At 66.2% G+C, this 26275-nt stretch carries 32 protein-coding genes; 24 read left to right on the forward strand and 8 right to left on the reverse strand.

From position 1 onward, the window contains the following. The first annotated feature begins 4 nt into the window (after positions 1-4). The 12 genes from ACWPWT_RS07615 to ACWPWT_RS07670 all read left to right on the forward strand — a co-directional run bounded on the left by ACWPWT_RS07615 (position 5) and on the right by ACWPWT_RS07670 (position 10677). A complete protein-coding gene (locus ACWPWT_RS07615) occupies positions 5-757 on the forward strand; it encodes an EAL domain-containing protein (RefSeq protein WP_454279192.1) in 753 nt (250 codons plus the stop codon). Positions 758-859: 102 nt separating this feature from the next. Then, complete coding sequence (thrS, locus tag ACWPWT_RS07620) at positions 860-2863, forward strand: threonine--tRNA ligase (protein WP_454279193.1); 2004 nt, start codon at positions 860-862, stop codon at positions 2861-2863. A 114-nt stretch (positions 2864-2977) separates the two neighbouring features. Next, a complete protein-coding gene (infC, locus tag ACWPWT_RS07625) occupies positions 2978-3511 on the forward strand; it encodes a translation initiation factor IF-3 (protein ID WP_037569087.1) in 534 nt (177 codons plus the stop codon). A gap of 205 nt (positions 3512-3716) precedes the next feature. Beyond that, on the forward strand, positions 3717-4979 hold the full coding sequence (locus ACWPWT_RS07630; RefSeq protein WP_454279194.1) for a glutamate-5-semialdehyde dehydrogenase: 1263 nt from the start codon (positions 3717-3719) through the stop codon (positions 4977-4979). Further along, positions 4976-5575 carry a nicotinate-nucleotide adenylyltransferase gene (locus tag ACWPWT_RS07635; protein ID WP_454279195.1) on the forward strand — a complete coding sequence of 200 codons (600 nt, stop codon included), beginning with the start codon at positions 4976-4978 and terminating at the stop codon, positions 5573-5575. Before ACWPWT_RS07630 ends, ACWPWT_RS07635 begins: the two co-directional genes overlap by 4 nt. A 12-nt stretch (positions 5576-5587) precedes the next feature. Beyond that, positions 5588-6016, forward strand: coding sequence for a ribosome silencing factor (rsfS, locus tag ACWPWT_RS07640; RefSeq protein WP_261268892.1), 429 nt, complete (start codon positions 5588-5590; stop codon positions 6014-6016). Positions 6017-6033: 17 nt separating this feature from the next. Further along, complete coding sequence (locus ACWPWT_RS07645) at positions 6034-6456, forward strand: 23S rRNA (pseudouridine(1915)-N(3))-methyltransferase RlmH (RefSeq protein ID WP_454279196.1); 423 nt, start codon at positions 6034-6036, stop codon at positions 6454-6456. Positions 6457-6458: 2 nt separating this feature from the next. Beyond that, positions 6459-7622: a murein hydrolase activator EnvC family protein gene (locus tag ACWPWT_RS07650; protein ID WP_454279197.1), complete on the forward strand. Its 1164-nt coding sequence runs from the start codon at positions 6459-6461 to the stop codon at positions 7620-7622. Positions 7623-7793: 171 nt separating this feature from the next. Further along, complete coding sequence (locus ACWPWT_RS07655; RefSeq protein WP_454279198.1) at positions 7794-9143, forward strand: S41 family peptidase; 1350 nt, start codon at positions 7794-7796, stop codon at positions 9141-9143. A 2-nt stretch (positions 9144-9145) separates the two neighbouring features. After that, positions 9146-9640, forward strand: coding sequence for a disulfide bond formation protein B (locus ACWPWT_RS07660; RefSeq protein ID WP_454279199.1), 495 nt, complete (start codon positions 9146-9148; stop codon positions 9638-9640). Next, on the forward strand, positions 9637-10179 hold the full coding sequence (locus ACWPWT_RS07665; RefSeq protein ID WP_261268897.1) for a demethoxyubiquinone hydroxylase family protein: 543 nt from the start codon (positions 9637-9639) through the stop codon (positions 10177-10179). Before ACWPWT_RS07660 ends, ACWPWT_RS07665 begins: the two co-directional genes overlap by 4 nt. Before the next feature lie 24 nt (positions 10180-10203). Next, entirely contained in the window at positions 10204-10677 is a 474-nt protein-coding gene (locus ACWPWT_RS07670) for a hypothetical protein (protein ID WP_454279200.1), read from the forward strand. A gap of 232 nt (positions 10678-10909) precedes the next feature. On the opposite strand, the gene ACWPWT_RS07675 is transcribed toward ACWPWT_RS07670, so the two are convergent. Next, a complete protein-coding gene (locus ACWPWT_RS07675; RefSeq protein WP_454279201.1) occupies positions 10910-11977 on the reverse strand; it encodes a Glu/Leu/Phe/Val family dehydrogenase in 1068 nt (355 codons plus the stop codon). Between the two features lie 130 nt (positions 11978-12107). Between ACWPWT_RS07675 and ACWPWT_RS07680 the strand changes: the two genes are divergently transcribed. Continuing rightward, complete coding sequence (locus ACWPWT_RS07680; protein ID WP_454279202.1) at positions 12108-12581, forward strand: Lrp/AsnC family transcriptional regulator; 474 nt, start codon at positions 12108-12110, stop codon at positions 12579-12581. 83 nt (positions 12582-12664) lie between these two features. Further along, positions 12665-14080, forward strand: a complete 1416-nt coding sequence (locus ACWPWT_RS07685) for an ArnT family glycosyltransferase (protein ID WP_454279203.1) — start codon at positions 12665-12667, stop codon at positions 14078-14080. On the opposite strand, the gene ACWPWT_RS07690 is transcribed toward ACWPWT_RS07685, so the two are convergent. Then, positions 14035-14670, reverse strand: coding sequence for a DedA family protein (locus tag ACWPWT_RS07690; RefSeq protein WP_454279204.1), 636 nt, complete (start codon positions 14668-14670; stop codon positions 14035-14037). The two genes, ACWPWT_RS07685 and ACWPWT_RS07690, sit on opposite strands and share 46 nt — an antisense overlap. Before the next feature lie 75 nt (positions 14671-14745). Between ACWPWT_RS07690 and ACWPWT_RS07695 the strand changes: the two genes are divergently transcribed. The 3 genes from ACWPWT_RS07695 to ACWPWT_RS07705 all read left to right on the forward strand — a co-directional run bounded on the left by ACWPWT_RS07695 (position 14746) and on the right by ACWPWT_RS07705 (position 16121). After that, positions 14746-15543 (forward strand): aldo/keto reductase, encoded by a 798-nt coding sequence (locus ACWPWT_RS07695; RefSeq protein ID WP_454279205.1) that lies wholly within the window; start codon positions 14746-14748, stop codon positions 15541-15543. 99 nt (positions 15544-15642) lie between these two features. Then, positions 15643-15945 carry an ArsR/SmtB family transcription factor gene (locus ACWPWT_RS07700; RefSeq protein ID WP_261268904.1) on the forward strand — a complete coding sequence of 101 codons (303 nt, stop codon included), beginning with the start codon at positions 15643-15645 and terminating at the stop codon, positions 15943-15945. 5 nt (positions 15946-15950) lie between these two features. Then, complete coding sequence (locus ACWPWT_RS07705) at positions 15951-16121, forward strand: metallothionein (RefSeq protein WP_058715199.1); 171 nt, start codon at positions 15951-15953, stop codon at positions 16119-16121. A gap of 83 nt (positions 16122-16204) precedes the next feature. On the opposite strand, the gene ACWPWT_RS07710 is transcribed toward ACWPWT_RS07705, so the two are convergent. From ACWPWT_RS07710 to ACWPWT_RS07720, 3 genes are all read right to left on the reverse strand, one after another. Beyond that, complete coding sequence (locus tag ACWPWT_RS07710) at positions 16205-17602, reverse strand: UdgX family uracil-DNA binding protein (RefSeq protein ID WP_454279206.1); 1398 nt, start codon at positions 17600-17602, stop codon at positions 16205-16207. A 169-nt stretch (positions 17603-17771) separates the two neighbouring features. Continuing rightward, on the reverse strand, positions 17772-18257 hold the full coding sequence (locus ACWPWT_RS07715) for a hemerythrin domain-containing protein (RefSeq protein WP_261268906.1): 486 nt from the start codon (positions 18255-18257) through the stop codon (positions 17772-17774). Positions 18258-18324: 67 nt separating this feature from the next. Further along, positions 18325-19569 (reverse strand): putative DNA modification/repair radical SAM protein, encoded by a 1245-nt coding sequence (locus tag ACWPWT_RS07720; protein ID WP_454279207.1) that lies wholly within the window; start codon positions 19567-19569, stop codon positions 18325-18327. 107 nt (positions 19570-19676) lie between these two features. Here ACWPWT_RS07720 and ACWPWT_RS07725 point away from each other — a divergent pair, with 107 nt between their 5' ends. The 3 genes from ACWPWT_RS07725 (at position 19677) to ACWPWT_RS07735 (ending at position 21439) form a co-directional block, all read left to right on the forward strand. Then, positions 19677-20390 carry a DUF4163 domain-containing protein gene (locus ACWPWT_RS07725; protein WP_454279208.1) on the forward strand — a complete coding sequence of 238 codons (714 nt, stop codon included), beginning with the start codon at positions 19677-19679 and terminating at the stop codon, positions 20388-20390. A gap of 94 nt (positions 20391-20484) precedes the next feature. Continuing rightward, entirely contained in the window at positions 20485-20919 is a 435-nt protein-coding gene (locus ACWPWT_RS07730) for a GFA family protein (RefSeq protein ID WP_454279209.1), read from the forward strand. A 58-nt stretch (positions 20920-20977) separates the two neighbouring features. Beyond that, positions 20978-21439, forward strand: coding sequence for a GNAT family N-acetyltransferase (locus ACWPWT_RS07735; RefSeq protein ID WP_454279210.1), 462 nt, complete (start codon positions 20978-20980; stop codon positions 21437-21439). Here the strand turns inward: ACWPWT_RS07735 and ACWPWT_RS07740 are convergent. Together ACWPWT_RS07740 and mnmA are read right to left on the reverse strand one after the other, a co-directional pair. Continuing rightward, positions 21436-21714: a UvrB/UvrC motif-containing protein gene (locus tag ACWPWT_RS07740; RefSeq protein WP_261268910.1), complete on the reverse strand. Its 279-nt coding sequence runs from the start codon at positions 21712-21714 to the stop codon at positions 21436-21438. The genes ACWPWT_RS07735 and ACWPWT_RS07740 overlap by 4 nt on opposite strands. Before the next feature lie 15 nt (positions 21715-21729). Further along, the gene (gene mnmA, locus ACWPWT_RS07745; RefSeq protein ID WP_454279211.1) at positions 21730-22836 is read right to left on the reverse strand and encodes a tRNA 2-thiouridine(34) synthase MnmA; all 1107 of its coding nucleotides are present in this window, start codon (positions 22834-22836) and stop codon (positions 21730-21732) included. 168 nt (positions 22837-23004) lie between these two features. On the opposite strand from mnmA, the gene ACWPWT_RS07750 reads away from it, so the two are divergent. The 3 genes from ACWPWT_RS07750 (at position 23005) to ACWPWT_RS07760 (ending at position 24007) form a co-directional block, all read left to right on the forward strand. Next, on the forward strand, positions 23005-23235 hold the full coding sequence (locus ACWPWT_RS07750; protein ID WP_454279212.1) for a hypothetical protein: 231 nt from the start codon (positions 23005-23007) through the stop codon (positions 23233-23235). Positions 23236-23331: 96 nt separating this feature from the next. Further along, the gene (gene sciP, locus ACWPWT_RS07755) at positions 23332-23631 is read left to right on the forward strand and encodes a CtrA inhibitor SciP (RefSeq protein WP_261268912.1); all 300 of its coding nucleotides are present in this window, start codon (positions 23332-23334) and stop codon (positions 23629-23631) included. 118 nt (positions 23632-23749) lie between these two features. Beyond that, entirely contained in the window at positions 23750-24007 is a 258-nt protein-coding gene (locus ACWPWT_RS07760; RefSeq protein ID WP_230482577.1) for a GlsB/YeaQ/YmgE family stress response membrane protein, read from the forward strand. Positions 24008-24148: 141 nt separating this feature from the next. Here ACWPWT_RS07760 and ACWPWT_RS07765 read toward each other — a convergent pair whose 3' ends face one another. Then, entirely contained in the window at positions 24149-24892 is a 744-nt protein-coding gene (locus ACWPWT_RS07765; protein WP_454279213.1) for an SIMPL domain-containing protein, read from the reverse strand. Positions 24893-25098: 206 nt separating this feature from the next. Between ACWPWT_RS07765 and ACWPWT_RS07770 the strand changes: the two genes are divergently transcribed. After that, positions 25099-26274: an efflux RND transporter periplasmic adaptor subunit gene (locus ACWPWT_RS07770; RefSeq protein WP_261269052.1), complete on the forward strand. Its 1176-nt coding sequence runs from the start codon at positions 25099-25101 to the stop codon at positions 26272-26274. Position 26275: the final 1 nt, after the last annotated feature.

Consider the following 26275-nt stretch of genomic DNA (forward strand, 5'->3'; position numbering starts at 1 on the left):
CCGAATGGAAATGCGCAAAATATGCAGCGGATGCCGCGACGGTGTCGATTTCGAGATCCCGTTCGCGATGGCGTTCCAGCCGATCGTCGATACGACGACCGGCCGCCCCTTCGCCTATGAAGCGCTGATCCGGGGCACCGATGGCGCAAGCGCCTATAGCATCTTGTCGCAGGTGAACGAGGCCAATCGCTACTCGTTCGACCAGGCATGCCGGGTCAAGGCGATCGAAACGGCGATGGCCGCGGGGATCATGGCGGCTGATGCGAAACTGTCGATCAACTTCCTGCCCAATGCCGTCTATTCGCCGATGGCCTGTATCCAGTTGACGCTGCGTACTGCCCAGGCCGAAGGTTTGCCGATCGATCGCCTGATCTTCGAATTCACCGAAAACGAGGAAATGGGCTCGCCCGATCACGTCGCCTCGATCATCGACACCTATAAGCAGATCGGCTTTTCGGTCGCGATCGACGATTTCGGGTCGGGGCATTCGGGGCTCGACCGGTTCGTCCGCTTCGCCCCGGACGAGGTGAAGCTGGACATGGCCCTGGTGCGCGACATTGACAGCGACGCGCGGCGGCGCGCGATCGTCCGGTCGATCGTCGGCATGTGCCGCGAACTCGACACGTTGCTGATCGCCGAAGGGATCGAAACCGAGGCCGAGGCCGCCGCGCTGGTCGAACTGGGTGTGCGCTATCACCAGGGCTTTTGGTATGCCCGGCCGGCGCTGGAAATGCTGCCCGCCGTCCGCGTGCAATAGGCGCTCAGCCACCCCATATACCTCGCGGCCATTCTCCCCTATAGAGCGCCCCCGCGCCGGGCTCCGCCGGTGCGTCACCTATCCTTATCGAAGAGAGTATCCATGTCCGCGATGTTCCGTATCACGCTGCCCGACGGTTCCGTCCGTGAGGTCGCGCCCGGAACTACTCCCGCGGACATTGCCGCCGCGATCGGACCGGGTCTGGCCAAGGCGGCGATCGCCGCGCGCGTCGATGGTGAGCTGCGCGACATCATGCGCCCGTTCGAGGGCGACTCCGCGCTGGCGCTGGTGACTGCGAAGGACGAAGCCGACGCGCTCGAACTCGCGCGCCACGATTATGCGCATGTGCTGGCCGAGGCGGTGCAGGCGCTGTTCCCCGGAACGCAGATCACCTTCGGTCCGGCGACCGACGATGGCTTCTATTACGACTTCGCCCCCAAGGATCGCCCCTTCACCGAGGAGGACCTGCCCGCGATCGAAGCCGAGATGCGCAAGATTATCGCCAAGGACGAGCCGCTGATCCGCGAGGTCTGGACCCGCGAGCAGCTGATCGAGCGCTGGACCGCGCAGGGCGAGAGCTTCAAGGCCGAATGGGCCGCCGAACTACCCGACACCGAGGAACTGACCGTCTATCGCGCCGGCAAGGGCGAGGATGCCTGGCTCGACATGTGCCGGGGGCCGCATCTGGCTTCGACCGGCAAGCTCGATCCCAACGCCTTCAAGCTGACCCGCGTGTCGGGCGCCTATTGGCGCGGCGACCAGAAGAACGCGATGCTGAGCCGCATCTACGGCACCGGCTGGCTCAACAAAAAGCAGCTGGCCGAGCATCTGACGCGTCTGGAAGAGGCCGCCAAGCGCGACCATCGCAAGCTGGGCAATGAGATGGACCTGTTCCACCTCCAGCAGGAGGCGCATGGCTCGGTCTTCTGGCATCCCAAGGGCTATCGCATCTGGCGCGAGCTGGAGGCCTATATGCGCCGTGCGATCGACTCGACCGGCTACCGCGAGGTCAAGACCCCGCAGGTGATGGACGCGCGCCAGTGGGAGCAGTCGGGCCATTGGGGCAAATATCGCGAGAATATGTTCGTCATCCCCGACGAAGTGCCCAACACCGAGGACGAGGGCCCGCTGGTGTCGGACGATGCGCAGTGGATGGCGCTGAAGCCGATGAACTGCCCGGCGCACGTCCTGATCTTCCGCCAGGGGATCAAGTCGTATCGCGACCTGCCGCTGCGCCTTTATGAGAATGGCTGCTGCCACCGCAACGAGCCGCACGGCGCGCTGCACGGCCTGATGCGCGTGCGCCAGTTCACCCAGGACGACGCGCATATCTTCTGCCGCGAGGACCAGATCGTCGAGGAAGTCCGCGCCTTTTGCGAACTGGCGGACCGGATCTACAAGGATTTCGGCTTCACCTATTCGATCAAGCTGGCGCTGCGTCCCGAAAAGCGCTTCGGCACCGAGGAAATGTGGGACCAGGCCGAAGAGGAGCTGCGCAACGCGGTCGTCGCGGCGGGGCTCGCCACGGAAGCCTATGGCTGGGAAGAACTGCCGGGCGAGGGGGCTTTCTATGCGCCCAAGTTGGAATGGCACCTGACCGACGCGATCGGCCGGACCTGGCAGGTCGGCACCATCCAGTCCGATCGGGTCCTGCCCGAACGACTCGACGCGTCGTACATCGGCGAGGATGGCGAGCGGCACCGCCCGATCATGCTCCACCGCGCGATCTTCGGCTCCTATGAGCGGTTCATCGGCATCCTGATCGAGCATTATGCAGGCCGCTTCCCCGTCTGGCTCGCGCCGGTGCAGGCGGTGATCGCGACGATCGTGTCGGATGCCGACGGCTATGCGGAAGAGGCGGCGGCCAAGCTGGCGGCGGCGGGCATCCGCGTCGAGACCGATCTGCGCAACGAGAAGATCAACTACAAGGTGCGCGAACACTCGGTCGCCAAGGTCCCCGTGCTGCTGGTCGTCGGCAAGCGCGAGGCCGAGGAGGGCAAGGTCGCCGTCCGCCGTCTGGGCAGCCAGGCGCAGGAGGTGATGACGCTGGACGAGGCCATCGCCATGCTGCGAGCCGAGGCGACCCCGCCCGATCTGCGCGGCTGAATCCTCATAAGCTAAAGGAAAGGGCGGGACGTTTGTCTCGCCCTTTCAAATTTGTGCCCGATCGCTTATATTGAAATCGTAATTGCCACAGGAGAAATACCCATACGTCCTCCCATGATGCGCCGTCCGATGCAGGCGCCGCCGATGAACGGTCCTCGGTTCAACGAGTGGATTCAAAGCCCCAAGGTTCGCGTGATCGACCATGAGGGCGAGAACCTTGGCGTGATGTACACGCGCGAGGCGATGGCGCAGGCCCAGGAGCTCGGCCTCGACCTGGTCGAAGTGTCGCCCAACGCCGATCCGCCCGTCGCCAAGTTCCTCGACGTCGGCAAATATAAGTACGAGGCGCAGAAGAAGGCGAACCTCGCCCGCAAGTCGCAGAAGACGCAGGAGATCAAGGAGATCAAGATGCGTCCGAACATCGACGACCATGATTACGACACCAAGATGAAGAAGGTGGTCGAATTCATTGGCGAGGGCGACAAGGTGAAGGTCACCATGCGCTTCCGTGGCCGCGAGCTGAGCCATGGCCAGCTCGGCATGAACGTGCTCCAGCGCGTCGCCGAGCAGGTGGCCGAGGTTGCCAAGGTCGAAGCCTATCCGCGCATGGAAGGCCGCCAGATGCTGATGGTGCTCGCGCCCAAGTGATCGGATGCGACTCGGGGTATCGATGCTCCGGGCGTGATGATAATGATGGAAAACCCCGGTGCCTTGGTCGCGCCGGGGTTTTTCTTTGTGGCGCGCGCTGACCCCGGCGAGGGGGGGGCGTGCGTGCGGGCCGGGCATCTGTGCTTGCAGCCTGCCAAGAATCTTGTTTTGGCGCGCCCGCCCCGACCGTGATAGCGAACCCGTCATGGCCGACCATCACGACATAGCCGCCCTGATCGCCGATATGGGACGCCGCGCGCGTTCCGCCGCCGGGACGCTGGCGCAGATGCCGACCGCCGCTAAGGCCGCTGCGCTGCGGGCGGGTGCGCAGGCGATCCTAGCGGCGACTCCGAACATCCTCCATGCCAATGCGCGCGACATGGCGGCCGGCGCCGCCAACGGCCTTTCTCCCGCCATGCTCGATCGGCTGAAGCTGGACGAGGCGCGGATTGCGGGCGTGGTGTCCGGTGTCGAGGCCGTCGCGGCGCTGCCCGATCCGGTGGGCGAGCGGATCGATGAGCGGACCCGGCCCAACGGATTGAACCTGTCCCGCGTCCGCGTGCCGGTCGGGGTGATCGGTATCGTCTATGAGAGCCGCCCCAATGTCACCATCGATGCCGCCGCGCTGTGCGCGATGGCGGGCAATGCCGCGATCCTGCGTGGCGGCTCGGAAGCGGTTCATAGCAATCGGGCGCTTCATGCCGCCTTTGTCGAGGGCTGGACGGCGGCGGGCGGTCCGGCGGACGCGGTGCAACTGGTCCCGACCACCGACCGTGCGGCGGTGGGCGCGATGCTGGCGGCGGATGGGCTGATCGACCTGCTGATCCCGCGCGGCGGCAAGAGCCTGGTCGCGCGGGTACAGGCCGAGGCGAAGGTGCCGGTGCTCGCGCATCTCGACGGGATCAACCATGTCTATGTCGATGGATCCGCCGATCATGCGATGGCGACGCGTATCGTGCGCGACGCCAAGATGCGCCGTACCGGCATTTGCGGGGCGATGGAGACGTTGCTGATCGACCGCGCTTATTGCCACCCCGCCGAACTGGTCGCGGCCCTGGTCGATGTCGGTTGCACGGTGCGCGCCGACGACGATGTGCGCGAGATCGTTCCTGGACTGGAGTCCGCCACGCCCGAGGATTGGGACACCGAATATCTCGACGCGATCGCCAGCGTCGCGCTGGTCGATGGGCTGGACGGTGCGATGGCGCATATTGCCGCGCACGGATCGCACCACACCGACGCGATCGTTGCGGAGGACGAGGCCCTGGCCGAGCGCTTCCTGGCCGAGGTCGACAGCGCCATCGTGCTGTGGAACGCCTCGACCCAGTTCGCGGACGGGAGCGAATTCGGACTGGGCGCGGAGATCGGCATCGCCACCGGGCGGCTCCATGCGCGTGGGCCGGTCGCCCTTGAGGGGCTGACGACCTATAAATGGATCGGGCGAGGGCGGGGCCAGATCCGAGGATGAAAATCGGCCTGCTCGGCGGGTCGTTCAATCCCGCGCATGGTGGCCATCGCCGCATCACGCTGGACGCGATGCGCGCGCTCGACCTCGACGAAGTGTGGTGGCTGGTCTCCCCCGGCAATCCGTTGAAGGATGGGGCGGGGGACATGGCGCCCTTTGCCGCGCGGCTGGCATCGGCCCGGCGGATGGCTCGGCGCGCGCCGATCCGGGCCAGCGCGATCGAGCAGGAACTGCACACCCGCTATACGTTGGACACGGTGCGCGCGATCACCCGCCGCTACCCCGGCCATCGCTTCATCTGGTTGATGGGCGAGGATAATCTGGAACAATTTCACCGCTGGCGCGGATGGCGATCGATTGCGCGCGCGATCCCGATTGCGGTTATCGGCCGTCCGGGGTACAATGCCGCCGCCCACGCGACACCCGCGCTGGGCTGGTTCAGGCGTTTCCAGAGGCGTCCGGACCAGGCGAAGAACTGGACGATGTGGAGTTTGCCGGCCTTCGTGCTGTTGCGCTTCCGCCCCGACCCGACTTCCGCCACGGGCCTTCGGGCCCGCGATCCGGACTGGTTTCGGCATATGGGCCGAAACGTCCCCTGAACAGGAGCTCACTTGGCCACTTCCCCACAATCGCCGCGTCCGTCCGATCCTGCTGAGGTGGAGGCGCTGCACCGCCTCATTCTCGCCTCGCTCGACGACGACCAGGCGGTGGAGACGATTTCGATCCCGCTCGCGGGCAAGTCGTCGATCGCAGACTTTATGGTGATCGCCAGCGGTCGTTCGACCCGGCAGGTCGCCTCGATGGCGATGAAGCTCGCCGAGAAGATCAAGGCGGAGTTCGGCCGTTCGGTGCGGATCGAAGGTCTGCCGACCGCCGACTGGGTGCTGATCGACGCCAATGACGTGATCGTCCACCTGTTCCGGCCCGAGGTCCGCACCTTCTATAATCTGGAACGTATGTGGGCGTTCGGCGACGCGCCGACTCCGCCAACCGGCGGAGCCGGCAACCCGATGCCGAGTCCCGCCGACCGCCAGCTCTGACGCTTTAGAGCCCGCCCGTGCTGCTGCATATCGTCGCGCGCGGGCGGATCGGCCGTTCGCCCGAGGCCGAGCTGGTCGATCGCTATCTCAAGCGGATTGGCTGGCCGACCAAGATCACCGAACTGCCCGACACCGGCGGCAAGGTTCCACCGCTGGAGGGGCAGGCGCGTCTCGTCCTGATGGACGAAAAGGGCGAGAATCTGTCCTCGATGGATTTCGCCAAGCGACTCGAGCGCTGGCGTGACGATGGCGTGCGCGAATGCCGCTTCATGATCGGCGCGGCGGACGGGTTCGAGGATGCCGATCGGGCGCGTGCCGACCTGCTCATTTCCTATGGCCGCGCGACCTGGCCGCACATGATGGCGCGCGCGATGCTCGCCGAACAATTGTTCCGCGCGACCAGCATCCTGGCCAACCACCCCTACCACCGCGAGGGGTGAGCATGGCGGGCGGCTGGCGTAGCGGAATGGCGCTGGCGGCTCTGCTGCTGCTCGGCGCGACCGATATTGCGGGCGATCAGCGACGGCTGGCCGATGCCCGCACGGGCGCGGCGGCGGCGCGCGCGCGGGCGCAGGCGCTGGAGCGACAGGCGGGCGCGGAGCGTGATGCCGCCGCGATCGCCCAGGCCAAGGAGCGCGCCATGGCCGCCCGAGTCGCGGCGGCGGAGGCGGACGTGACGGCGGCGCGCGCGCGGGTCGATCTCGTCGCCAGCCTTCTGGCGCAGCAACGGGCGCGACTGGCGGAGGCGCAGGCCCCGCTCGCGCATCTCTTGGCGGCGATGCAGAGCATGGCGGCGCGTCCTCCGGTCGCGGCGGTGGCGCAGCCCGGTTCGATCGCCGATCTGGCCCATGTCCGGGCGATCTTCGGAACCATTTCTCCGGTCATCGCTGCGCGGTCGGCGGCGGTGCGGGCCGAACTGGCCGCGACCCGGCGCGTGCGGGCCCAGGCCGCACTGGCCGCCCGCGCGCTGGCGGCGACCACGACCAAGCTGGAGGGCGAACGTCAGGCATTGGCGCGGCTGGAGGCCGGTCATCGCGGGCGCGCCGATGCGCTGGGGCAGGTGGCGGTGGACGAGTCGAACCGCGCCCTGGCATTGGGCGAGGCGGCGCGCGACATCGTCGACCGCATGGCCGAACGCGGCGAAGCCCGTGCGACCGAAAGCGAATTGCGCGCTCTGGCGGGGCCGGTGGCTCGGCCGCTCGCGCCCGGCGTAGCGGGCCCGGCGATCGCGGCAGGCGCCTATCGCCTGCCGGTCGCAGGACAGGTTGCGGGCGGCTTTGGCGAGATTTCGGATTCGGGCGTGCGGGCGCGGGGCATCACCCTGACCACCGTCCCCCATGCGTCCGTGGTCGCTCCCGCCGCTGGCGAGGTCCGCTATGCCGCGCCGTTCCGGGGCTATGGCGGGATCGTCATCCTCAATCACGGTGCGGGTTGGACAAGCCTGGTCACCGGCCTGGGCGGCATCGCGGTCCGGGCAGGCCAGCGGGTCGAGGCGGGTGCGGTGCTGGGCCGAGCGGGACGTGGACGGGGCGGGGTCGATCCGCGTGTGACCGTCGAACTGCGGCGGGATGGGCGACCGATGGATATTGCCGCCATTCTGGGGTGAGGGCGGGGCGTGCGCCTCAACTTGGCCCAGCGTGGACGGCTGTTGGGCTGGCGGGCCGTGCCGCCCGCCTTTTCCCGTCCGCCGTTCGGCCCCCGTTCAGCACGGTTGCGCTTTGATTGCAGTCGGCTTCCCGCTACACAGGCGGACCGCTTTTCTGGTCCAGGACCCTCGATGCCCCGTACGCTTCCGAAACGTCCGCTTCTGACTGCTACTGCCATCGTCGGCGCGCTTGCCATGGTGCCGATCACCACCTCCGCGATGGCGGCGGTCGACAGCTCTACCGTCCGCCAGTTCGACCGGTTTCTCGACGTCTACAACCGGATCAAGGCCGATTATGTCGACAAGGTCGATGACGACACGCTGATCAAGGGCGCGATCCAGGGGATGCTGGCCGCGCTCGATCCGCATAGCAGCTATGTCGATGCGCTCGATTTCGACAATCTGAAAATCCAGACAGAGGGCAATTATGGCGGGCTGGGCCTGACCGTGTCGATGGAGGACGGCGCGATCAAGGTCATCGCACCGCAGGAGGATACCCCGGCAGGTCGCGCGGGCGTGAAGTCGGGCGACTATATCACCCATATCGACGGCAAACTGATCTATGGCCAGTCGCTGGACGAGGCGATCGGCCAGATGCGGGGCAAGCCCGGCACCAAGATCAAGCTGACCATCGTCCGCCCCGGTCGCGACAAGCCGATCGAGCTGACCTTGACGCGCGAGGTCATCGTCCAGCGCCCAGTGAAATGGGAAGTGAAGGGCGATGTCGGCTATATCAACATCAACACCTTCTCCGAGAATACGGGCGCCGATACGCGCGCGGCGATCATGGCGATCGACAAGGCGCTGGGGCACCGGCCGCTGGGCTATGTCGTCGATCTGCGCGACAATGGCGGCGGCCTGCTGACCCAGGCGATCGCGGTCAGCGACGCCTTCCTCGATCATGGCGAGATCGTGTCGCAGCGCGGGCGCGAAAAGTCCGACATCGAACGCTATTATGCCAAGCCCGGCGACGACGCGCATGGCCTGCCGGTGATTGTCCTGACCAACTCGGGCACCGCCTCGGCCTCCGAGATCGTCGCCGGTGCGCTCCAGGATCATCACCGCGCGCTGGTGATGGGCGAGCGCAGCTTCGGCAAGGGATCGGTGCAGACGCTGCTGCCGCTGGGGCCGGAGACGGCACTGCGCCTGACCACCGCGCGCTATTATACCCCGTCGGGCCGGTCGGTGCAGGAGGGCGGGATCGAGCCCGATATCAAGGTGCCGCAGATTTCCGACCCCGATTACAAGACGCGCCCCGTCTTCCGCGAGGCCGATCTGCGCCGCCACCTGATCAACGAGGTGAAGGCGGATAACGCGATCCTGGAAGAGGATACAAAGGACGATCCGCGTTTCGCGATGACGCCCGACGCGTTGAAGAAGCAGGGGGTCGAGGACTTCCAGCTTTACTATGCTCTCAAGACCATCGCGCGGCTGGGCGGACCCACCCAGGTCGCCGCCGCCACCAAGCCGCCGGTGAAGTGACCATGGCCGTGCTCCGTACCCGCGGCGAGAGGCTGGCCAACCTCATCGCCTTCTTCCTCCCGCTCGCGCTGCTGGCCGGCGCCTGGGGCAGCCAGTTGTTCGGCGGCCTCTATCCATGCGAGATGTGCCATTGGCAGCGCTGGCCGCATTATGCCGCGCTGCTGCCTGCCTTCGCCGCCTTCTTCATCGGCCAGCGCAGCATCCGGGGATCGCTTGTCATCCTCGCCGCGTTGTTGATCGCAGTGTCGGGGGTGATCGGTGTCGCCCATGCCGGAGTCGAATATGGCTGGTGGCAGGGTTTCACCGCCTGCACCTCGACGGTGGATTTCACGGGTGGCTCTGCGGCCGACCGGCTGAACGCGATCTTGAAGGCGCCGGTCATCCGCTGCGACGTGGCGCAATGGACCCTGGGCGGGATTTCGCTGGCCGGGTTCAATGCGATCTTCTCGCTGGGCGGGGCGGCGGCGATCCTGGTGTTGATGAGGAAGGCACGATGAGCCAGCTGCGCTGGATGCCGGGCGACCGGCGCGAACCGATGAAGGCGATGGTCCGGGTGGACCAGGCCGGGGAATATGGCGCGACCCGCATCTACGCCGGGCAATTGGCCGTGTTGGGCGACCGCCACCCCTTTGCGCGCGCCATCCATCACATGGCCGAGCAGGAGGAGCGGCACCGCGCCTTTTTCGACCGGATGATCGCCGAACGCCGGGTCCGCCCGACGCTGTTCCAGCCCTTCTGGGACAAGGCGGGCTTTGCGCTGGGCGCGATCACGGCGGCGATCAGTCCCAAGGCGGCGATGGCCTGCACGGCGGCGGTCGAGACCGAGATCGACAAACATTATCAGGCGCAGCTCGACGAACTGGGCGATAGCGACCCCGAATTGTCGAACGCGATCGCCGATTTCCAGGCCGAAGAATTGGAGCATCGCGACCACGCGCTGGGCGCGGGTGCGGAAGAGGCGATCGCCTATCCGGTGATGTATGGTTTGATCCGGGCAGGCTGCAAGGTCGCGATCGCCGCGGCCAAGCGAATCTGACACCGGGCGAGCGGGAGAGAGAGGATGTTCCACCGTTCATGGCGCATCGCGGCGCTGGCGGGTTTCGGCATGATCGCAGCGGGCGAACCCGCTCTGGCGCAACAGGTCGCCGCGCCCGGTGCGATCAAGGCCCGGCCGATCGAGGGGCCGGGGGAAGTGTCGCGCAATGCACCAGTCAACGGCGTGCTGACCCTGTTCGGCAATGAACGTTGCCCGACCGACAATAATGGCAATGAGATCGTGGTCTGCGTTCGCCGTAGCGCCGAGGAGCAATTCCGCGTGCCCAAGGAACTGCGCGAACTTCAGGTGACGCCCGAGAATGAGAGCTGGGCGGCGCGTTCGACGGGCACACTGAATGAGGGAACCGGCGTCAACAGCATCGGCAGTTGCTCGGCGGTGGGCGCGGGCGGCGCGACGGGGTGCTTCGTCCAGCGCGCCCGCGAGAACCGCGCGATCAATGCCCAGCGCAGGCGGGACGAGGAACCGCGGAATCAGTGATGGCTGGAGCCTTCTCTCCCCCATATGGAGAGGTGGTTGGCCGCAGGTCGGACAGAGGGGTATCCGCGCTTCCGATAGGAGGGCATCCCTTCACTATCTCCCCTTGCAGGGGCGGAATGGGTGTCGTTCATGGGGCGGAACGTGCGCTGCGACGTCGCTCGGGGTGAACGGAGGTCAGGCGTCTATCCTACCCTCCGTCCGGCCTGAGCGACGTCGAAAGCCAAAGGGCCGCTTAGGCCGCCTGCGCCTGCACCCGTGGGCCGCGCGCCATGCGGTCCTGCGCGATGGCGCGGGCCGCGTGATGCGGGGTCAATCCGGCGCTGGCGGCATGGGCCAGCGTGTCCTCCATCCGCGTGCCGATGGCCAGGACGCGGCGGCGAACCTCGGCCTTGCGCCAGCCCAGATATTCGCCCGCGACATTGACGATGCCGCCCGCATTGACGAGGAAATCCGGCGCATAGAGTATGTCCCGCTCGGCCAGCCGTTCGGCCATGGCGTCGTCGGCCAGCTGGTTATTGGCCGCGCCGCATACGACGCTGGCTTTCAGGTCGGCGACGCTCTGCGCGTTCAGTACGCCGCCCAGTGCGCAAGGGGCGAACACATCGGCGCGGGCCGACAGCAAGGCGCGGCTGCTCATCACCATCGCGCCGAACCGGTCGGCGGCGCGCGCGGCGACCTCACTGCGCGGCTCGGCGACGATCAGCGTCGCACTCGCTTCGTGCAGCAATTCGCACAGGGCAAAGCCGACATGGCCGAGCCCCTGCACCGCCACCGTCATATCCGAAAGATCCGCGCCCAGACGATGCCGAACGGCGGCCCTCATCGCCTGCAACACACCCAGCGCGGTCCAGGGCGACGGATCGCCGCCCGGCTGCGCCCCCTTGGGAGGCAATCCCGCGACATGGTGCGTCTGGGTCGCAACCTCGCTCATGTCCGCAACGCTGGTCCCGACATCCTCGGCGGTGACATAGCGGCCCTTGAGCGAAGCGACCTCCCGGCCGAAGGCGCGGAACAGCGCCGCACGGTCGAAGGGGCCGTCGGGCAGGCAGATCACCGCCTTGCCGCCACCAAAGGGAAGCTCGGCCAGCGCATTCTTCAGCGCCATGCCCTCGGCCAGCCGCAGCGCGTCCAGCGTCGCCGCCTGATGATCGGCATAGCGCCACAGCCGGCATCCGCCTGCCGCTGGCCCCAGGGCGGTCGAGTGCAGTGCGATGATTCCCCGCGCACCACTTTCCCGGTCGTAGAAAGTCACCACCTCTTCGGGTGGCAGATCCTGGCGGTGATGGGTGGTGAGCGACATGGTGTGATCCCTGAATGGTCTGGCAATAGAGTGAATAGCGCATGACGCCGGGCGAAACTGGCCGTATTTGACGGTCGTAAGTAAGAAATCCGGTTGAAATGACCCGGATGCTTCACTTATCGGAATGAACATGCCGCACGACCTCGATATTTGGGAATGGCGAATCCTCGCCCTGCTTCAGGAGGATGCCAGCCTGTCCACCGCCGCCATCGCCGAGGCGGTCGGCCTGTCCGCCTCTCCATGCTGGCGGCGGATCGATCGGCTGGAGCGGGATGGCATCATCAAGCGGCGCGTGGCGCTGGTCGATCGGGCGAAGGTCGGGCTGAAGGCGCAAATCTTCGCGCAGGTGAAGCTGAACGCGCATGGCCGCGCGAATCTGGACCAGTTCGCCGCCGCGATCCGCGAAATCCCCGAGGTGATGGAATGCCATGTCCTGATGGGCTCGGTCGACTTCATGCTGCGTATCGTCGCGGCAGACATCGAATCCTATGAACGGCTGTTTTTCGAGCGCCTGTCGAACCTGCCGGGGGTGCAGGAAATCAATTCGACCGTGGCGTTGTCGGAGATCAAATCGACCAGCGCGCTGCCCATCGCGCAAGCCTGACGCCCCTCCGTCGATGGTAGGGCTTGCCTTGCATCGCGGCGGCCAGCCGGATAGCGCGCGGCGGCAAGGCGAGGGGGTTGGCGATGAGCAGGTGGCAGGGCTTGAGCGGCATTCGGATCGGCCTGTTCCTGCTGATCTGGTTCTCCGCCAGCTGGTTCGGATCATGGGAGTTGAATCCCAATAACGCCACCCGCCTGTTCGCCGCGATCCGCATGGTCGAGAATGGCACGGCGACGATCGACCCCATGGCACCGCTGACCATCGACAAGGCGCAGTTCGGCGACCATGCCTATCTCGACAAGGCGCCGGGCATGACCCTGATGGCGCTGCCCGCCGTCGCACTGGTCGATGGCATCACCGGCGACCGGGCCGATCATCATGCGATGACGGCGGGGGACGAGGGTTTCGTTCGCTATCTACGGTTGCGGACGCGTGTCGCCGCCGCGCTGGGATCGGCGCTGCTGACCGCGATCGCGGCGGTGCTGCTGTTCGATCTGGCGTGGCGCGTGACCGGGCAGAGCGGCGCGGCGCTGTTCGCCGCCCTGGGCTATGCGCTTGGAACCCCGATCTGGGGCTATTCGACCACATTGATGGGCCATGCCGGCGTCGCGGCGCTGTTCGTCATCGCGCTGGCCGCCGTCGAACGAGGGGGAGGCCGGTGGCTGGCGGTGGCGGGGCTCGCGCTGGGCTGGGCCGTGGTGGTCGAGTATCAGGCGGTGCTCGCCGGGTCGCTGATCGGCTTATGGGCGGTCTGGCGGCATCGCCGTCGGCCTGCCGCGTTGTGGCCGATGATCGCCGGTGGCGTGATCGGACTGTTGCCGCTGCTGGGCTATAATATCTTCGCCTTCGGGACGCCGTTCCGCATCGGCTATTCGGGTGTGGTGGGGTTCGAGGGGATGAATCAGGGCCTGTTCGGCCTGACCCTGCCCGATCCGGGGGTGCTATGGGCGATATTGGCCGGGCCGACACGCGGGCTGATCTGGGTCGCGCCGATCCTGCTTCTGGCGCCCATGGGCTTGTGGCGACTGGCGGAGGAGCGGGAGACGCGTGGCCTCGCGCTGACGGCGGGCGGGGTGGCGGTGATCGCGCTGCTGATCAACGCGGCCTATGTCTATTGGGACGGCGGCAACGCGACCGGGCCGCGTCATGCCATGCCGCTGGCCGGGGTGGCGGCGCTCGGGCTGGCCCCCTTCTGGGCGGCGACGCGCTCGGTCGGGTTGCGGGGGCTGAACGCCGCGATCCTGCTGGTGTCGATCGGGATCAACATGACCATCGCGGCGGCGGAAATCTTCGCGCCATCGGCATTCCGCTGGGTCTGGTGGGACGCGGTGATCCAGCAGCATTTCCGCTATGGAGACCTTCGCACCGTGGCGTCCGAATGGTGGGGCTGGAGAACGTGGAATGGCCTGGCCCTGTGGGCGGTGGTGGCCATCCCGCTGACCCTTTGGCTGGTTCAGTCCTGCGCGCGCTTGAGCCCGCGCACGCGGTGCCAGACGTAGAGGCCGATCAGCACCACCAGCACGATCCCGATGGCCAGGTCGGCGCGGTGGAAGAACGCCTTTACGCGCGGGTCCGAATCCCATTTCTCACCCAGTTCGCGCCCGACGATCGCCAGCACCAGACAAAAGGGCCAGCTGCCCAGAAAGGTGTAGAGATGGAAGGGCACGAGCTTCATCCGCGCCACCCCCGCCGGAAAAGCGATGAAGGTGCGGATGACCGGCAATAGCCGCCCGATCAGCACCGCGATCGAGCCATATCGCGCGAAGAAGCGATCCGCGGCGTCGAGCTCGCCCGGACCGATCAACAGATATTTGCCCCATCGCTCCGCGACCGGACGCCCGCCACGCTTGCCGATCTCATAGGCGACGATCGAGCCCAGATTGCATCCCAGCGCCCCCGCCGTCGCGGCGGGGTAGAGATTGAACTGCCCGGTCGACACCAGATAGCCCGCGAAGGGCATGATGATCTCGGACGGCAGCGGGATGCACGCGCTCTCGATCGCCATCAGCAGCATGATGCCCAGATAGCCGCCGGTGGAAATCACCCAGATGGCAAAGCCCGCCAGCGCGGAAAGAATGTGTTCGACCATGGGGCCAGCGACTTGCGCGATCCGGCCGCAGTGGTCAATCGGAACCGGGGCGCAAGCCGGTCGGTTTGGGACGGCATGACGATGCTGACCCTGAATGACGGCCGCGCCATGCCCCGACTGGGCCTTGGTACCTATCAGATCCCGGACTCGCAGGTCGCGCTGGTCGTACGGCGCGGATGGGATACCGGCTATCGGCTGATCGATACCGCCGCCCTTTATGGCAATGAGCGCGGCGTGGGTGAGGGGCTGCGCGACACCGACGCCTTTCTGACCACAAAGCTGTGGAACGACCGCCACCGCGACGCCGGGGCGGCGCTGGACGAAAGCCTGGCGCTGTTGGGCGTCGACGCGGTCGACCTGTATCTCATCCACTGGCCGGTTCCGGCCGAGGACGATTATGTCGAGGCCTGGCAAAGCCTCATTGCATTGCGTGAGGCGGGCAAGGCCAGATCGATTGGCGTGTCGAACTTTCTGCCCGAACATCTCGAGCGGATCATCGAGGCGACGGGTGTGGTGCCCGCCGTCAATCAGATCGAGCTGCATCCCCGGTTCCAGCAGCGCGAGGCGCGCGAATATCATGCGGCGAAGGGCATCGTGACCCAGAGCTGGAGCCCGCTGGACCAGGGCGGCGAACTGCTGAAGATGCCTGCGATCGCCGCGATTGCGGACAAGCATGGTCGCTCGGCGGCGCAGGTCGTGCTGGCCTGGCATCTGGCGCATGGCCTGTCGGTCATCCCCAAGGCGGCGGATGCGGCGCATATGGCGGACAATTTCGCCGCGATCGGACTGACGCTGGACGCCGAGGATATGGCGGCGATCGATGCGCTGGACGATGAGGACGGCCGGATCGGGCCGGACCCGAGGACGATGTGACGGACGGCGCCGCAATCTGCCCATTCAGGCGCTCCGCATCGGAATGTTGATTGACATCAACTTTCATGTGAACATACGCGTTCATATGTTGATATTTGCATGACACCGGATGAAGGGGCGTTGCTCGCCGATGTGTTTCGTCTTCTCGGCGAACCCAATCGGCTGAGGCTGGTGGTCGCGTGTCTGGACGGGCCGCGTACCGTGAGCGAGCTGACGCAGGAGGTAGGCGTGAGCCAGAGCCTGGTTTCGCAGCATCTGCGATTGCTGCGCGCCGGGCGTCTGCTCAAGCAGAGCCGGCAGGGACGCAACGTCCTTTACGAACTGCCCGACTGCCATATCCGCACCATGCTGACCAACATGATGGACCATGTGCTCGAACCTGAATCCGTAGATGAGGAGTGATTCCAATGGCCGTCACCGTCGACCAAGTGAAGTGTGCGTGCGCCGACTGCGTCTGCATCGTCAGCGTCAACAATGCTATCGAGGCCGAGGGCCGCAGCTTCTGCAGCGATGCCTGCGCCCAGCATCATGAGGGCGGCAATGGCTGCGACCACGCCGGTTGCACCTGCCACGGCTGATTGTTCGACGGGGCCGGGTGTGTCTTGCACCCGGCCTCTGTCGTGAGAAGTGGTTGCGGTACCACTCGACAATGTACCCCGCGCTACGGGAGCGCTGAGGCCGCCAGCTTCAAGTCCTCCACGAACCGCGCATATTCGACTTTCTTCGCCTCCGGATCGGGCAGGCGGAGCAGGAAGCTGGGGTGCACCGTGATGAACGCGGTGCCGCCATCGGGCAGGGTCAGCGCCTTGCCTCGCTCCCGCCCGATCGTCATCACCTTGCCGAACAGCGAGCGCGCCGCCGTCGCGCCCAGTGCGACCGTCACCTGTGGCTGGATCAGCAGGCGTTCCTGCTCCACCCACCAGCGACAGGCCTGGATTTCGCCCGCATTGGGCGAGCTATGGATACGACGCTTGCCGCGCGGTTCGAATTTGAAATGCTTGACCGCGTTGGTGACATAGGCACGCGCGCGGTCGATCCCCGCCTCCGCCACCGCGCGGTCGAAGACCTGTCCGGCCGGGCCGACAAAGGGATGGCCCGCCAGATCCTCTTGGTCGCCCGGCTGCTCGCCGACGAACATCAGCGGGGCGTCCACCGGGCCTTCGCCGAACACCGTTTGCGTTGCGGGCGCATAGAGCGGGCAGCGGGTGCAGCCCATCGCCTCGTCGCGGAGCGCCGCCCAGGCTGCTTGCGCATTGCCGCCGCGCCCCGAGCGGACATCTACCTTGGCCGTGTCGATCATGCCCGTCTCCCGTGCCTGCGCGCCTGCGATCAGTTGCGGGACCAACGCGGTTTCCGGCATGTTTTTCCAGTATTTGCGCGGCATCTCCTTCAACATCGCGCCGATCTTCACGCGCGCGGGGTTGAAGATGCTGGCATAATAAGTCTTCCACACCGCCTCGGTCGGATCGCCCTCGGGCGCGTCGGCCTTGCTGGCGCCCGGTCCTTCGGCAAGCGTCTTGCCGTCCCAATGGAGCGACACCTCGGGTGTCAGGATCGACCAGCGCATCGTGGTGAAGCGGTTGACGAAGAACGCCGCATTGGCCCGGACGATATGATGCTCCGGTTCGAACCAGGCGACATAGCGCGGGCCGTCGTCATCCTCGGTCTCGCGGAAGCGCAGGAACGCCCGCATCTTGTGAATGTCGCGGCGAACCGCCTTGGCCAGTCGGTCGAGACGACGGACCAGTGGGTCGGCCTGATCCTCGATCAGCCGAGGCTGTCGCCGCAACCGGTCGAGCGCGGTGTGGAGCAGCGCGAAACGTTCCTGGTCGTTGGACAGAATCACGCTGCGGGCAAGGTCGAGAAAACCGCGCGAGACGGTGAAGCGCGGGGCGGGGGTGGTCGGGCTGTCATCGGCCACCGAGCCGAACAGGTCGGCGGGTTGATCGCCGACCTGCCATACGACCTGATCGGGCGGCACGCCGTCGGCGATCAGCCCGCGTGCCGCCTCACGCCAGGCGTCGAAGTCATCGGGCGCGGACAGGGTTATGATGCGCATGGAAAGACCCCTATTCCTCCCCCGTAAGGGCAGGGGGACCATGCGCAGCATGGTGGCGGGGTGTTACCACTTGAAAAGGTACGCCTTGCTCGCGACCCGGAACACCCCTCCGTCAGACCTGCGGCCTGCCACCTCCCCTTGCAGGGGAGGAATTCCATGGCATCCGGTATCAATCGCGTTCGTCTCCGCCGGGCGGGTTGGCCTTGGCCTCCTTCGCCTCGATCGGTTTGCGGGTCTCATAAATCTCCGCCAGTTTCTGCTCGGTCGCGTCGTCGAGCTCCTTCTCGGCGGCGGGGAACATCTCTTCCTCTTCCTCGTCGATATGATGTTCATAGCGATGACGCATGTGGAAGAATTTGGATTCCCATTCGTCCGAGGCGAAGTCGAGGTCCATCATCTCGCCGAGCAGATCGTCGATCTCCTTATGCTCGGACACCGAGTGGCGGGCGTCGTCGCGCAGTTCGGGTTCGCCCAGCATGGTGGCGTAGAGCGATTCCTCCTCGGCGGCCGCGTGGCTCTGAATCTCGATGCGAAAGGTCTCGAACAGCTTCTTGCGCTTGGCCCCGTCGCCCTTCAGCTCGGCCAGTTCCTTGAGCATTTCGCGCTGCTTGTCGTGATCGCGCTTCAGATCGGCATAGATGTCGGCGGTCGCCATGATCCTGTCTCCTTCGCGCATCCAACACCGAAGCGCGGCGGTCGTTTCACCCGCGAATCACTCTCACTCAGCCGAAAAGTTCGAGCTGTTTGACCTGCGACTTAACCAGCGGCCGGAGGTCCGCCTGCTCGGCCAGCGCGACAGGGCGCCAGTCCTCCGCGATCAGGAAAGGCCGCAATTTGGCGATCGACACGGTCAGCCGCGCAATATCCTCCAGCCGCAATCGCCGCCATTTGCGGCTGGCGATGATCCGGTCCACCGCCTTCACCCCGAGACCCGGCACGCGGAGCAGCATTTCGCGCGGCGCGCGATTCACATCGACCGGGAAATGCTGACGGAATTTGAGCGCCCAGGCGAGCTTGGGATCGATGTCGAGCGGCAGCATTCCCGTCGCCTCATCGGCGGCGGCGGCCACTTCGCGCGGCTGATAGTCGTAGAAGCGCATGAGCCAGTCGGACTGGTAAAGCCGGTGCTCGCGCATCAGGGGCGGCCGTTGCAGCGGCAATACGGCTGACGCATCGGGGATCGGACTGAACGCCGAATAATAGACGCGACGCAGCCGGAAACGGTCATAGAGCGTCGCCGCGCGCCCGACGATGTCGCGGTCGGTCGCGGCGTCCGCACCGACGATCATCTGCGTGGACTGGCCGGCGGGGGCGAAGCCGGGGGCGGACTTGTACTTCTTCGCCGCATCCTGTCGATCGTCGATCGCGGTCTTCACCTCCGCCATCGCGCCTTCGATCCGGGCGGCGTCCTTTTCGGGCGCGAGCCGCTTCAGCCCGCCGACCGTGGGCAGTTCGACATTGATCGATACGCGATCGGCATGGACGCCCGCCAGCCGCACCAGTTCGGGATCGGCATCGGGGATCGTCTTCAGATGGATATAACCGCGAAAGCCATGATCCTCCCGCAGGGACCGCGCGACCTCGACGATCTGCTCCATCGTGTAGTTGGACGATTTGATGATCCCCGAGGAGAGGAACAGCCCCTCGATATAATTGCGCCGGTAAAAGGCGAGGGTGAGGTTCACCACCTCCTGCGTGGTGAAGCGCGCGCGGCGGACGTTGGACGACTTGCGATTGATGCAATAATGGCAGTCGAAGATGCAGCTATTGGTCAGCAGGATCTTCAACAGCGAGATGCATCGGCCATCGGGCGCATAGGCGTGGCAAATGCCCATCCCTTCGGTCGAGCCGATCCCCTTGCCGTCGCGGCTGTCGCGCTTGGACGTGCCCGAAGACGCGCAGGAGGCGTCATATTTTGCGGCGTCCGCCAGGATCGCCAGCTTCTCACGAGTGTCGAGTTGCGCCATTTGTTCGATATACGTTCTTGGCATGTCGTGAACAAGACGAACGCGGCCGGTCATCGTCCGTACAGCCCGACTGGTCCAGACATATTCGCTCCGGGAGGAGATGGGCGATGCGCAAGGTAATGATCGGGCTGGCGTTATGGGGAATGACGGCCCCGCTGGCCGCGCAGACGGTGGCAAGCCACGCCAAGACTGCGGATTATGAATTCGCCTATCGGTACCCCGCCGCCGTCGCGCGCATCCCCGCCTTGAAGCGCACGCTCGATGGCGAAGCGGCCAATCTCCGACGGAAAACGGCGCACGACGCCGCATCGGATCGGCGCGAGGCCAAGGCTTCCGGCTTTCCGTTCCGGCCCTATTCCTATGAAAAGACGTGGAAGGTCGTGACCGACACGCCGCGTTTCCTCAGCCTGTCGAGCGACAGCTATGACTATACGGGCGGGGCGCATGGACAGCCTGCTTCGTCGGCGCTGCTCTGGGACAAGGCGGCGGGGCGGCGGTTGGACACCAAGGCGGTTTTCGTCTCGCTCGCCGCGCTGCAAAGCGCGACGCGGATCGATTATTGCGCGCATCTTCGGATCGAACAGCGGCGGCGCAACCAGGGCGAGGGCTCTTCGATGAATGTCTGCCCGCCGGTTAAGGATCTGACCATATTGCTGGGATCGACCAACGGCCGCGCGATCGACCGGATCGGATTGCTTGCCGACCCTTATGTCGCGGGCTCCTATGCCGAGGGCAGCTATGAGGTGACGCTGCCGGTCACGCGGGCGATCGCCGGGGCGGTGAAGCCCGCCTATCGCGCAGCCTTCGCCTTGGGGCGTTGACGGGAAAGCCAGGTCGGGGCGCGCAAGAGGGGTGGATCGGACCGCCTTCCCTCTATGATTTCGTCCCGACGCCATGAGGGGAGACGGAGTCGTGATGGCTGAAGAGCGGAAGGATCGCTGGGCCGGACAATGCCATTGCGGTGCGGTCCGTTTCGAGGCGACGCTCAGCGCCGGCCTGAATAGCGTGCGGCGCTGCAATTGCTCCTATTGCCGAATGCGGGGTGCCGTGGTCGTCTCCGCCGAAATGGGCGGCATCACGATCCTAAGCGGGGAGGATCGCCTGACGCGCTATCGGTTCAATACGGGCGTGGCCGAACATTTCTTCTGTTCGATCTGCGGCATCTACACCCATCATCAAAGGCGATCCAATCGCGATCAATATGGCGTCAACGTCGCGTGTCTGGACGGCCTGTCCCCCTTTGATTTCGCCGAAGTGCCGGTCAATGACGGCATCAATCACCCCAGCGACACCCATGCGCCGGCAAGGCTGGCCGGGGTGCTTCGCTTCGTTCCTGCCGAGCAGCCATAGCGATCGGGCTTGGCAAGAGAGGGAACGGCAGTAGGATTTCGCCGACAGCGAAGGGGGAATGATGGAAATACGGCAGGACGATCCGAGCGCGCCTTATGTCGCGGACCTGCTCGCGCTGCACCTGCGCGAGTTGCGAGGGGAAATGGCCGAATATTCCTTCGCGCTCGACGCGTCGGGCTTGTCGGCCCCGGACGTGACCTTCTGGACGGTGTGGGAAGGGGAAACCCTGATGGGCTTCGGCGCCCTGAAGCAGCTAGCGCCGGATCATGGCGAGGTGAAGTCGATGCGGGCCGCGCCGGCGGCACGGCGCAGGGGCGTGGGACGACGGGTGCTGACGCACATCGTCGAACAGGCACGGCAACGCGGCTATGCGCGCCTGAGCCTCGAAACCGGGACGGCGCCGTTTTATGCGCCCGCCACCGCGCTGTACGGCAGCGCGGGGTTCGTGGCATGCGAAGCGTTTGCGGACTATTCGCCCAGCCCGCATAACCAGTTCTTCCGTCTCGACCTGGCGGCTTAGGATCGACCCTGTCGCCGCCCGCGACCCTTGGTCATCGGGTCGGGCTTTTTCGGGGGCACCCAGCCATCGGGGCGCTCGGGGCGGGACTGGCTGGTGCCCAGGCCCATGGCGCCCGGCTGTTGCCGAGTGAGGCCGCTGGTGTCGACGCTCATATCCTCCGCCCCGCCGCGCAACAGGTTGATGCGGTCGCGCAAGGCCCGCGCCTCCTCGAAATCAAGGCGTTCGGCGGCCGCCTCCATCTGGTGGCGCAGGTCTTCGATGGTGGGGCCGGTCATGCCGGGATCAACGCGTCAGGCGGCGATCCGTGCCGCCTCGGTCTGCGCGATCCAGCCGCCGCCGAGCACCCGGTCGCCGTCATAAAGCACCGCCGCCTGCCCCGGCGACACGCCATATTCGGGTGTGTCGAAGACCAGGCGGTCGCCGACCATCCGCGCCGGAACAGGCTTGGCCATGGAGCGGACCTTGGCGAGGAGCGGACCGTCGAGCGGGCCCAGCACGTTCATGCCCGTCAGCCGGGCCGCCTCGACCGCCAGCGCGCTGCGCGGGCCGACGACGACGCGCCTGGTGTCGGGCTCCAGCCGGACGACATAGAGCGGCTCGGGGCTGCCGCCGATCTCCAGCCCGCGCCGCTGGCCGACCGTATAGTGAATCAGGCCGCGATGCTCGCCCAGCTTCGCGCCCGCCAGATCGACGATGTCGCCGCGCGTATCCGATTCCGGACGCAATTTCTTCACCAGCCCCGCATAGTCGCCATCGGGGACGAAGCAGATGTCCTGGCTATCGGGCTTGGCCGCGACGCCAAGACCCAGTTCGGCGGCGATTTCCCGCACGCGGGACTTGGGCAGCGCCCCCAGCGGGAAGCGTAGAAAGTCGAGCTGGCCTTGCGTCGTCGCGAACAGGAAATAGCTCTGGTCGCGTGCCGGATCGGCCCCGCGATGCAGCTCCGCACCGTTCACCCCCGCGACGCGCCGAACATAATGGCCCGTCGCCAGGCAATCCGCGCCCAGATCGCGCGCCAGCTTCAGCAGATCGGTGAATTTCGGCCCCATATTGCACTGGACGCACGGGATCGGCGTCCGCCCGGCCAGATATTCGTCGGCGAAGCGATCGACGACCTGGGTGCGGAAACTGTCCTCATGGTCGAAGACATAGTGTGCGATGCCCAGCCGGTCGCAGACCGCGCGCGCGTCGCGAATGTCGCGGCCGGCGCAGCAGGCACCCGCGCGGCCGACAGCCTCGCCATGGTCATAGAGTTGCAGGGTCACGCCGATGGTTTCGGCCCCCGTCGCATGGGCCATCGCGGCGACGACCGAGCTGTCCACGCCGCCCGACATCGCCACCACGATCCGACGGGCCCGGGGATCGCCCCCAAGCTGAAAATCCACCATCTGCTCCATGCACGCCCCATACGCTTTTCCCGCCACGGTTGCAAAGCAGGCGCCTCTGTTCAGGGGCATGCGGATCGGGTCGGGGCCCAAGAAAAGTGCGAAAAGCCCTGCACCCTTTACCCGGCTTTCATATCCGTCCGATAACAGGGCGGTTCACGATCGGGATGGATTGCGCTTTTGGACCTGAGCTTCAACCGCTTTGACCGGGATGCCGAACTGACGGTGCTGCCGCCCGATCTGGCGGTGCTGATGGTCGGTGCGACGGCTCGGCAGGCTGCCAGCCGCACGGCGGCGGTGCAGGCGGGTTTCGTCCGTGCCGCCCCCGACCCGGCACTGTTCGCACCGCTCGATGGCGCGTTCAACGGCCCGATGGCGCGATATCTGGCCCGGTGGCGAAAGAATGAATAAACCGTTAACCTTTCGGATTTAAGAGATGTTGAAGGGCCTGCGTCAGGACGTCCCTTACAGACGACATGGGGTAGGGAGCCCCAAAGAGGTTGTATGATGATCGAGAATCAGAAGATTCGGCCTGCCAAGGTAATCGGGCCGCTCGGCGAACCGCTGACACTCGAATCGCTTCCCCCGCCTAGCACGACCCGCTGGGTGGTCCGTCGCAAGGCGGAGGTGGTCGCGGCGGTGAATGGCGGACTGCTCTCGGTCGACGAGGTTTGCGAACGCTATGGCCTGACGGTCGAGGAATTCGCCGGGTGGCAGCGCGCCATCGATCGCTCGGGCATGCCCGGCCTGCGGGTGACCCGCATCCAGCATTATCGCTCGCTCTACGAACGCCAGCAGAAATATTGACATCCAAATCGTTTGCGAAATCAGTTCATCGAATTGACGGTACGGGGACGGAACAATAACCGCCATTCGCACGTCTTTCCCCCGTGTCCCGCTCGCGGGCCCAACGGAGGGAAAGACAATGGGTATTATCCTGTGGCTTATCATCGGTGGTGTCATCGGCTGGCTGGCCAGCATCATCATGCGTACTGACGCCCAGCAGGGCATCTTCCTGAACATCGTCGTCGGCATCATCGGCGCGTTCATCGGCGGCCTGATCTTTGCCGGTGGCTCGATCAACAACGCTGGTCTGTCGCTCTATTCGTTCCTCGTTTCGCTGCTGGGCGCCGTCGTCCTGCTGGCGATCGTGAACCTCGTTCGTCGCGGTCGGGTGCGCTAAGCACTCACACGCTCCGAGCGGAAACAAATAGGCCGTCCGGGATGCCGGGCGGCCTCTTTTGTATGTCGGGTACGGCGAATGTCCGGCCCCGACCAGGGGCGGGCGTCGCCCCCTCCGCCGTCGGGCGAAGGGGGCGCGCGATCAATTCAGCAGGAAGCGGACCGAGACATTGACCGTCACGTCCCGCTCGCCCGGTGCGATGCTGGTCTTGGCCGAGGCGTCGGCGGCCATCGCACGCGCCATCATCATCGGCCGTTCCGGACCACCCGCATCCGCGCCGTTTTCGGTGATCGACACGATCCGGGCGACGCGTATTCCCGCCGCCTTGGCATAAAGCTCGGCCCGGGCGCGCGCCTTGGCGACGGCATCGGTCCGCGCCTCGTCCAGCGCCGCATCGGGCTTGTCGATCGACAGGTTGGGGCCGTCAATCTGGTTCGCGCCCTGCGCCACCAGCGCATCCAGCACCGTGCCGGACTTCGCGATATCGCGGAACCGGATGCTCAGCGTGTTGGTCGCCTGGTATCCGGTGATCGTCGGCGGGACATTCTCGCCATAGCGATATTGCGGCTGGAGCTGGACGGTTGCAGTCTGGATGTCGCGGTCGGCGACGCCCGCCCGCTTCACCGCCGCCAGCACGCGCGCCATGCGCTGGGCATTGTCGGTCAGCGCGGCGGCCGCCGTCGCACCCTGGCTGACCACGCCCGCGCGGATCGTCGCCAGGTCGGGCACGCGCGTCGTGCGCCCCTCCGCAGAGACGTCGAGCACGGTGCCGGCCGCCGGAACCAGCGGCTCGACCGTGGTCGGCGCGGGTAGCGATTGGGCGGCGACGCCCGACGCGACCGCGATCGGGGCCAGTGCGGCGGTGAACAGGAAAAACTTCATCATCAACTCCCTTTGATGCTGCCGAGCCTTTGGCCGACCACGCCGAAACGTGCGATGAACGCGCCCGCCGCATCTTAGAGCCGCCTTAATCTTCCAATAGGCAAAGTCCCTTGAGCATGGTGATGTATTTCTATAATACAGCCGCGAATTGGGCGCATCTGCGGCGTGGGCCACGACATTAGGATGCGGATCGGGGATCGATGACGAACATGAATTACGAAACGGGGGCGATCGGCGGCGGCAGCCACATGGCACTGGAAGGCCCCGCACCCGCGCGGCGCCGTTGGATTCCGGTCGTGGTGGTGCTGGTCCTCGTGGCGCTGCTGGGTTGGTATCTGCTAGCCGGCAAGAAGCATGATTCGCCGGCGGGCGCGTCCGCAAGCACGCAGATTCCCAACATCACCGTCGTCGTCCCCGGACAGCAGACGGTCAGCCGCGTCGTCTCCGCGACCGGGACGCTGGCCGCGCGGCGGGAAATGCCGGTCGGCGTCGCGGGCGAGGGGGGCATGATCACCCGCGTCCTGGTCGAACCGGGCCAGTGGGTTCGCGCGGGACAGGTGCTGGCGACGGTCGATCGCTCGGTGCAGACCCAGACCGCCTCGGCGCTCAATGCCCAGGTCGCGGTGGCGCAGTCGGATCAGCAGATCGCGCAGGCCGAGCTCGACCGCGCGCAGCAACTGGTCGATCGCGGCTTCATCTCCAAGGCCGATCTTCAGCGCCGGGCCGCGACCCGCGATGCCGCCGCCGCCCGCGTCCGCGCGGCGCAGGCGACGTACAAGGAAGCGCAGGCGCGCAACGGCCGCCTCGACATTCGCGCTCCCGCCGAAGGACTGATCCTGACCCGCGCCGCCGAACCGGGGCAGATCGTCAGCTCGGGCTCAGGTGTGTTGTTCCGCATGGCGATGGGCGGACAGATGGAGTTGCGGGCGCAACTCGCCGAATCGGACTTGGTCGGCCTGAATGTCGGCGCGCCCGCCACCGTCACCCCGGTCGGTGGCGACAAGAGCTTCAACGGCGAGGTGTGGCAGGTGTCGCCGGTCATCGACCCGCAGACGCGTCAGGGCGTTGCGCGTATCGCGCTGGCCTATAGTCCCGAACTGCGTCCGGGCGGCTTCGCTTCCGCCACGATCCGCGGCGGCGCGGGGCGTGCGCCGGTGCTGCCGGACTCGGCGATCCAGAGCGACGACAAGGGCAGTTTCGTGTATATCGTCGGCTCGGACAACAAGGTCGCGCGCCGCAACATCAAGATCGGGCAGGTATCGGACGATGGCGTGACCATCGCATCGGGCCTGAACGGCGACGAGCGGGTGGTGCGTTCGGCGGGTGGCTTCCTGGCGGCTGGCCAGTTGGTCCGTCCGATTCTCGCAGGCCGGGAGGCCAAGTGAC

It is taken from the genome of Sphingomonas sp. Marseille-Q8236, from assembly GCF_965112005.1.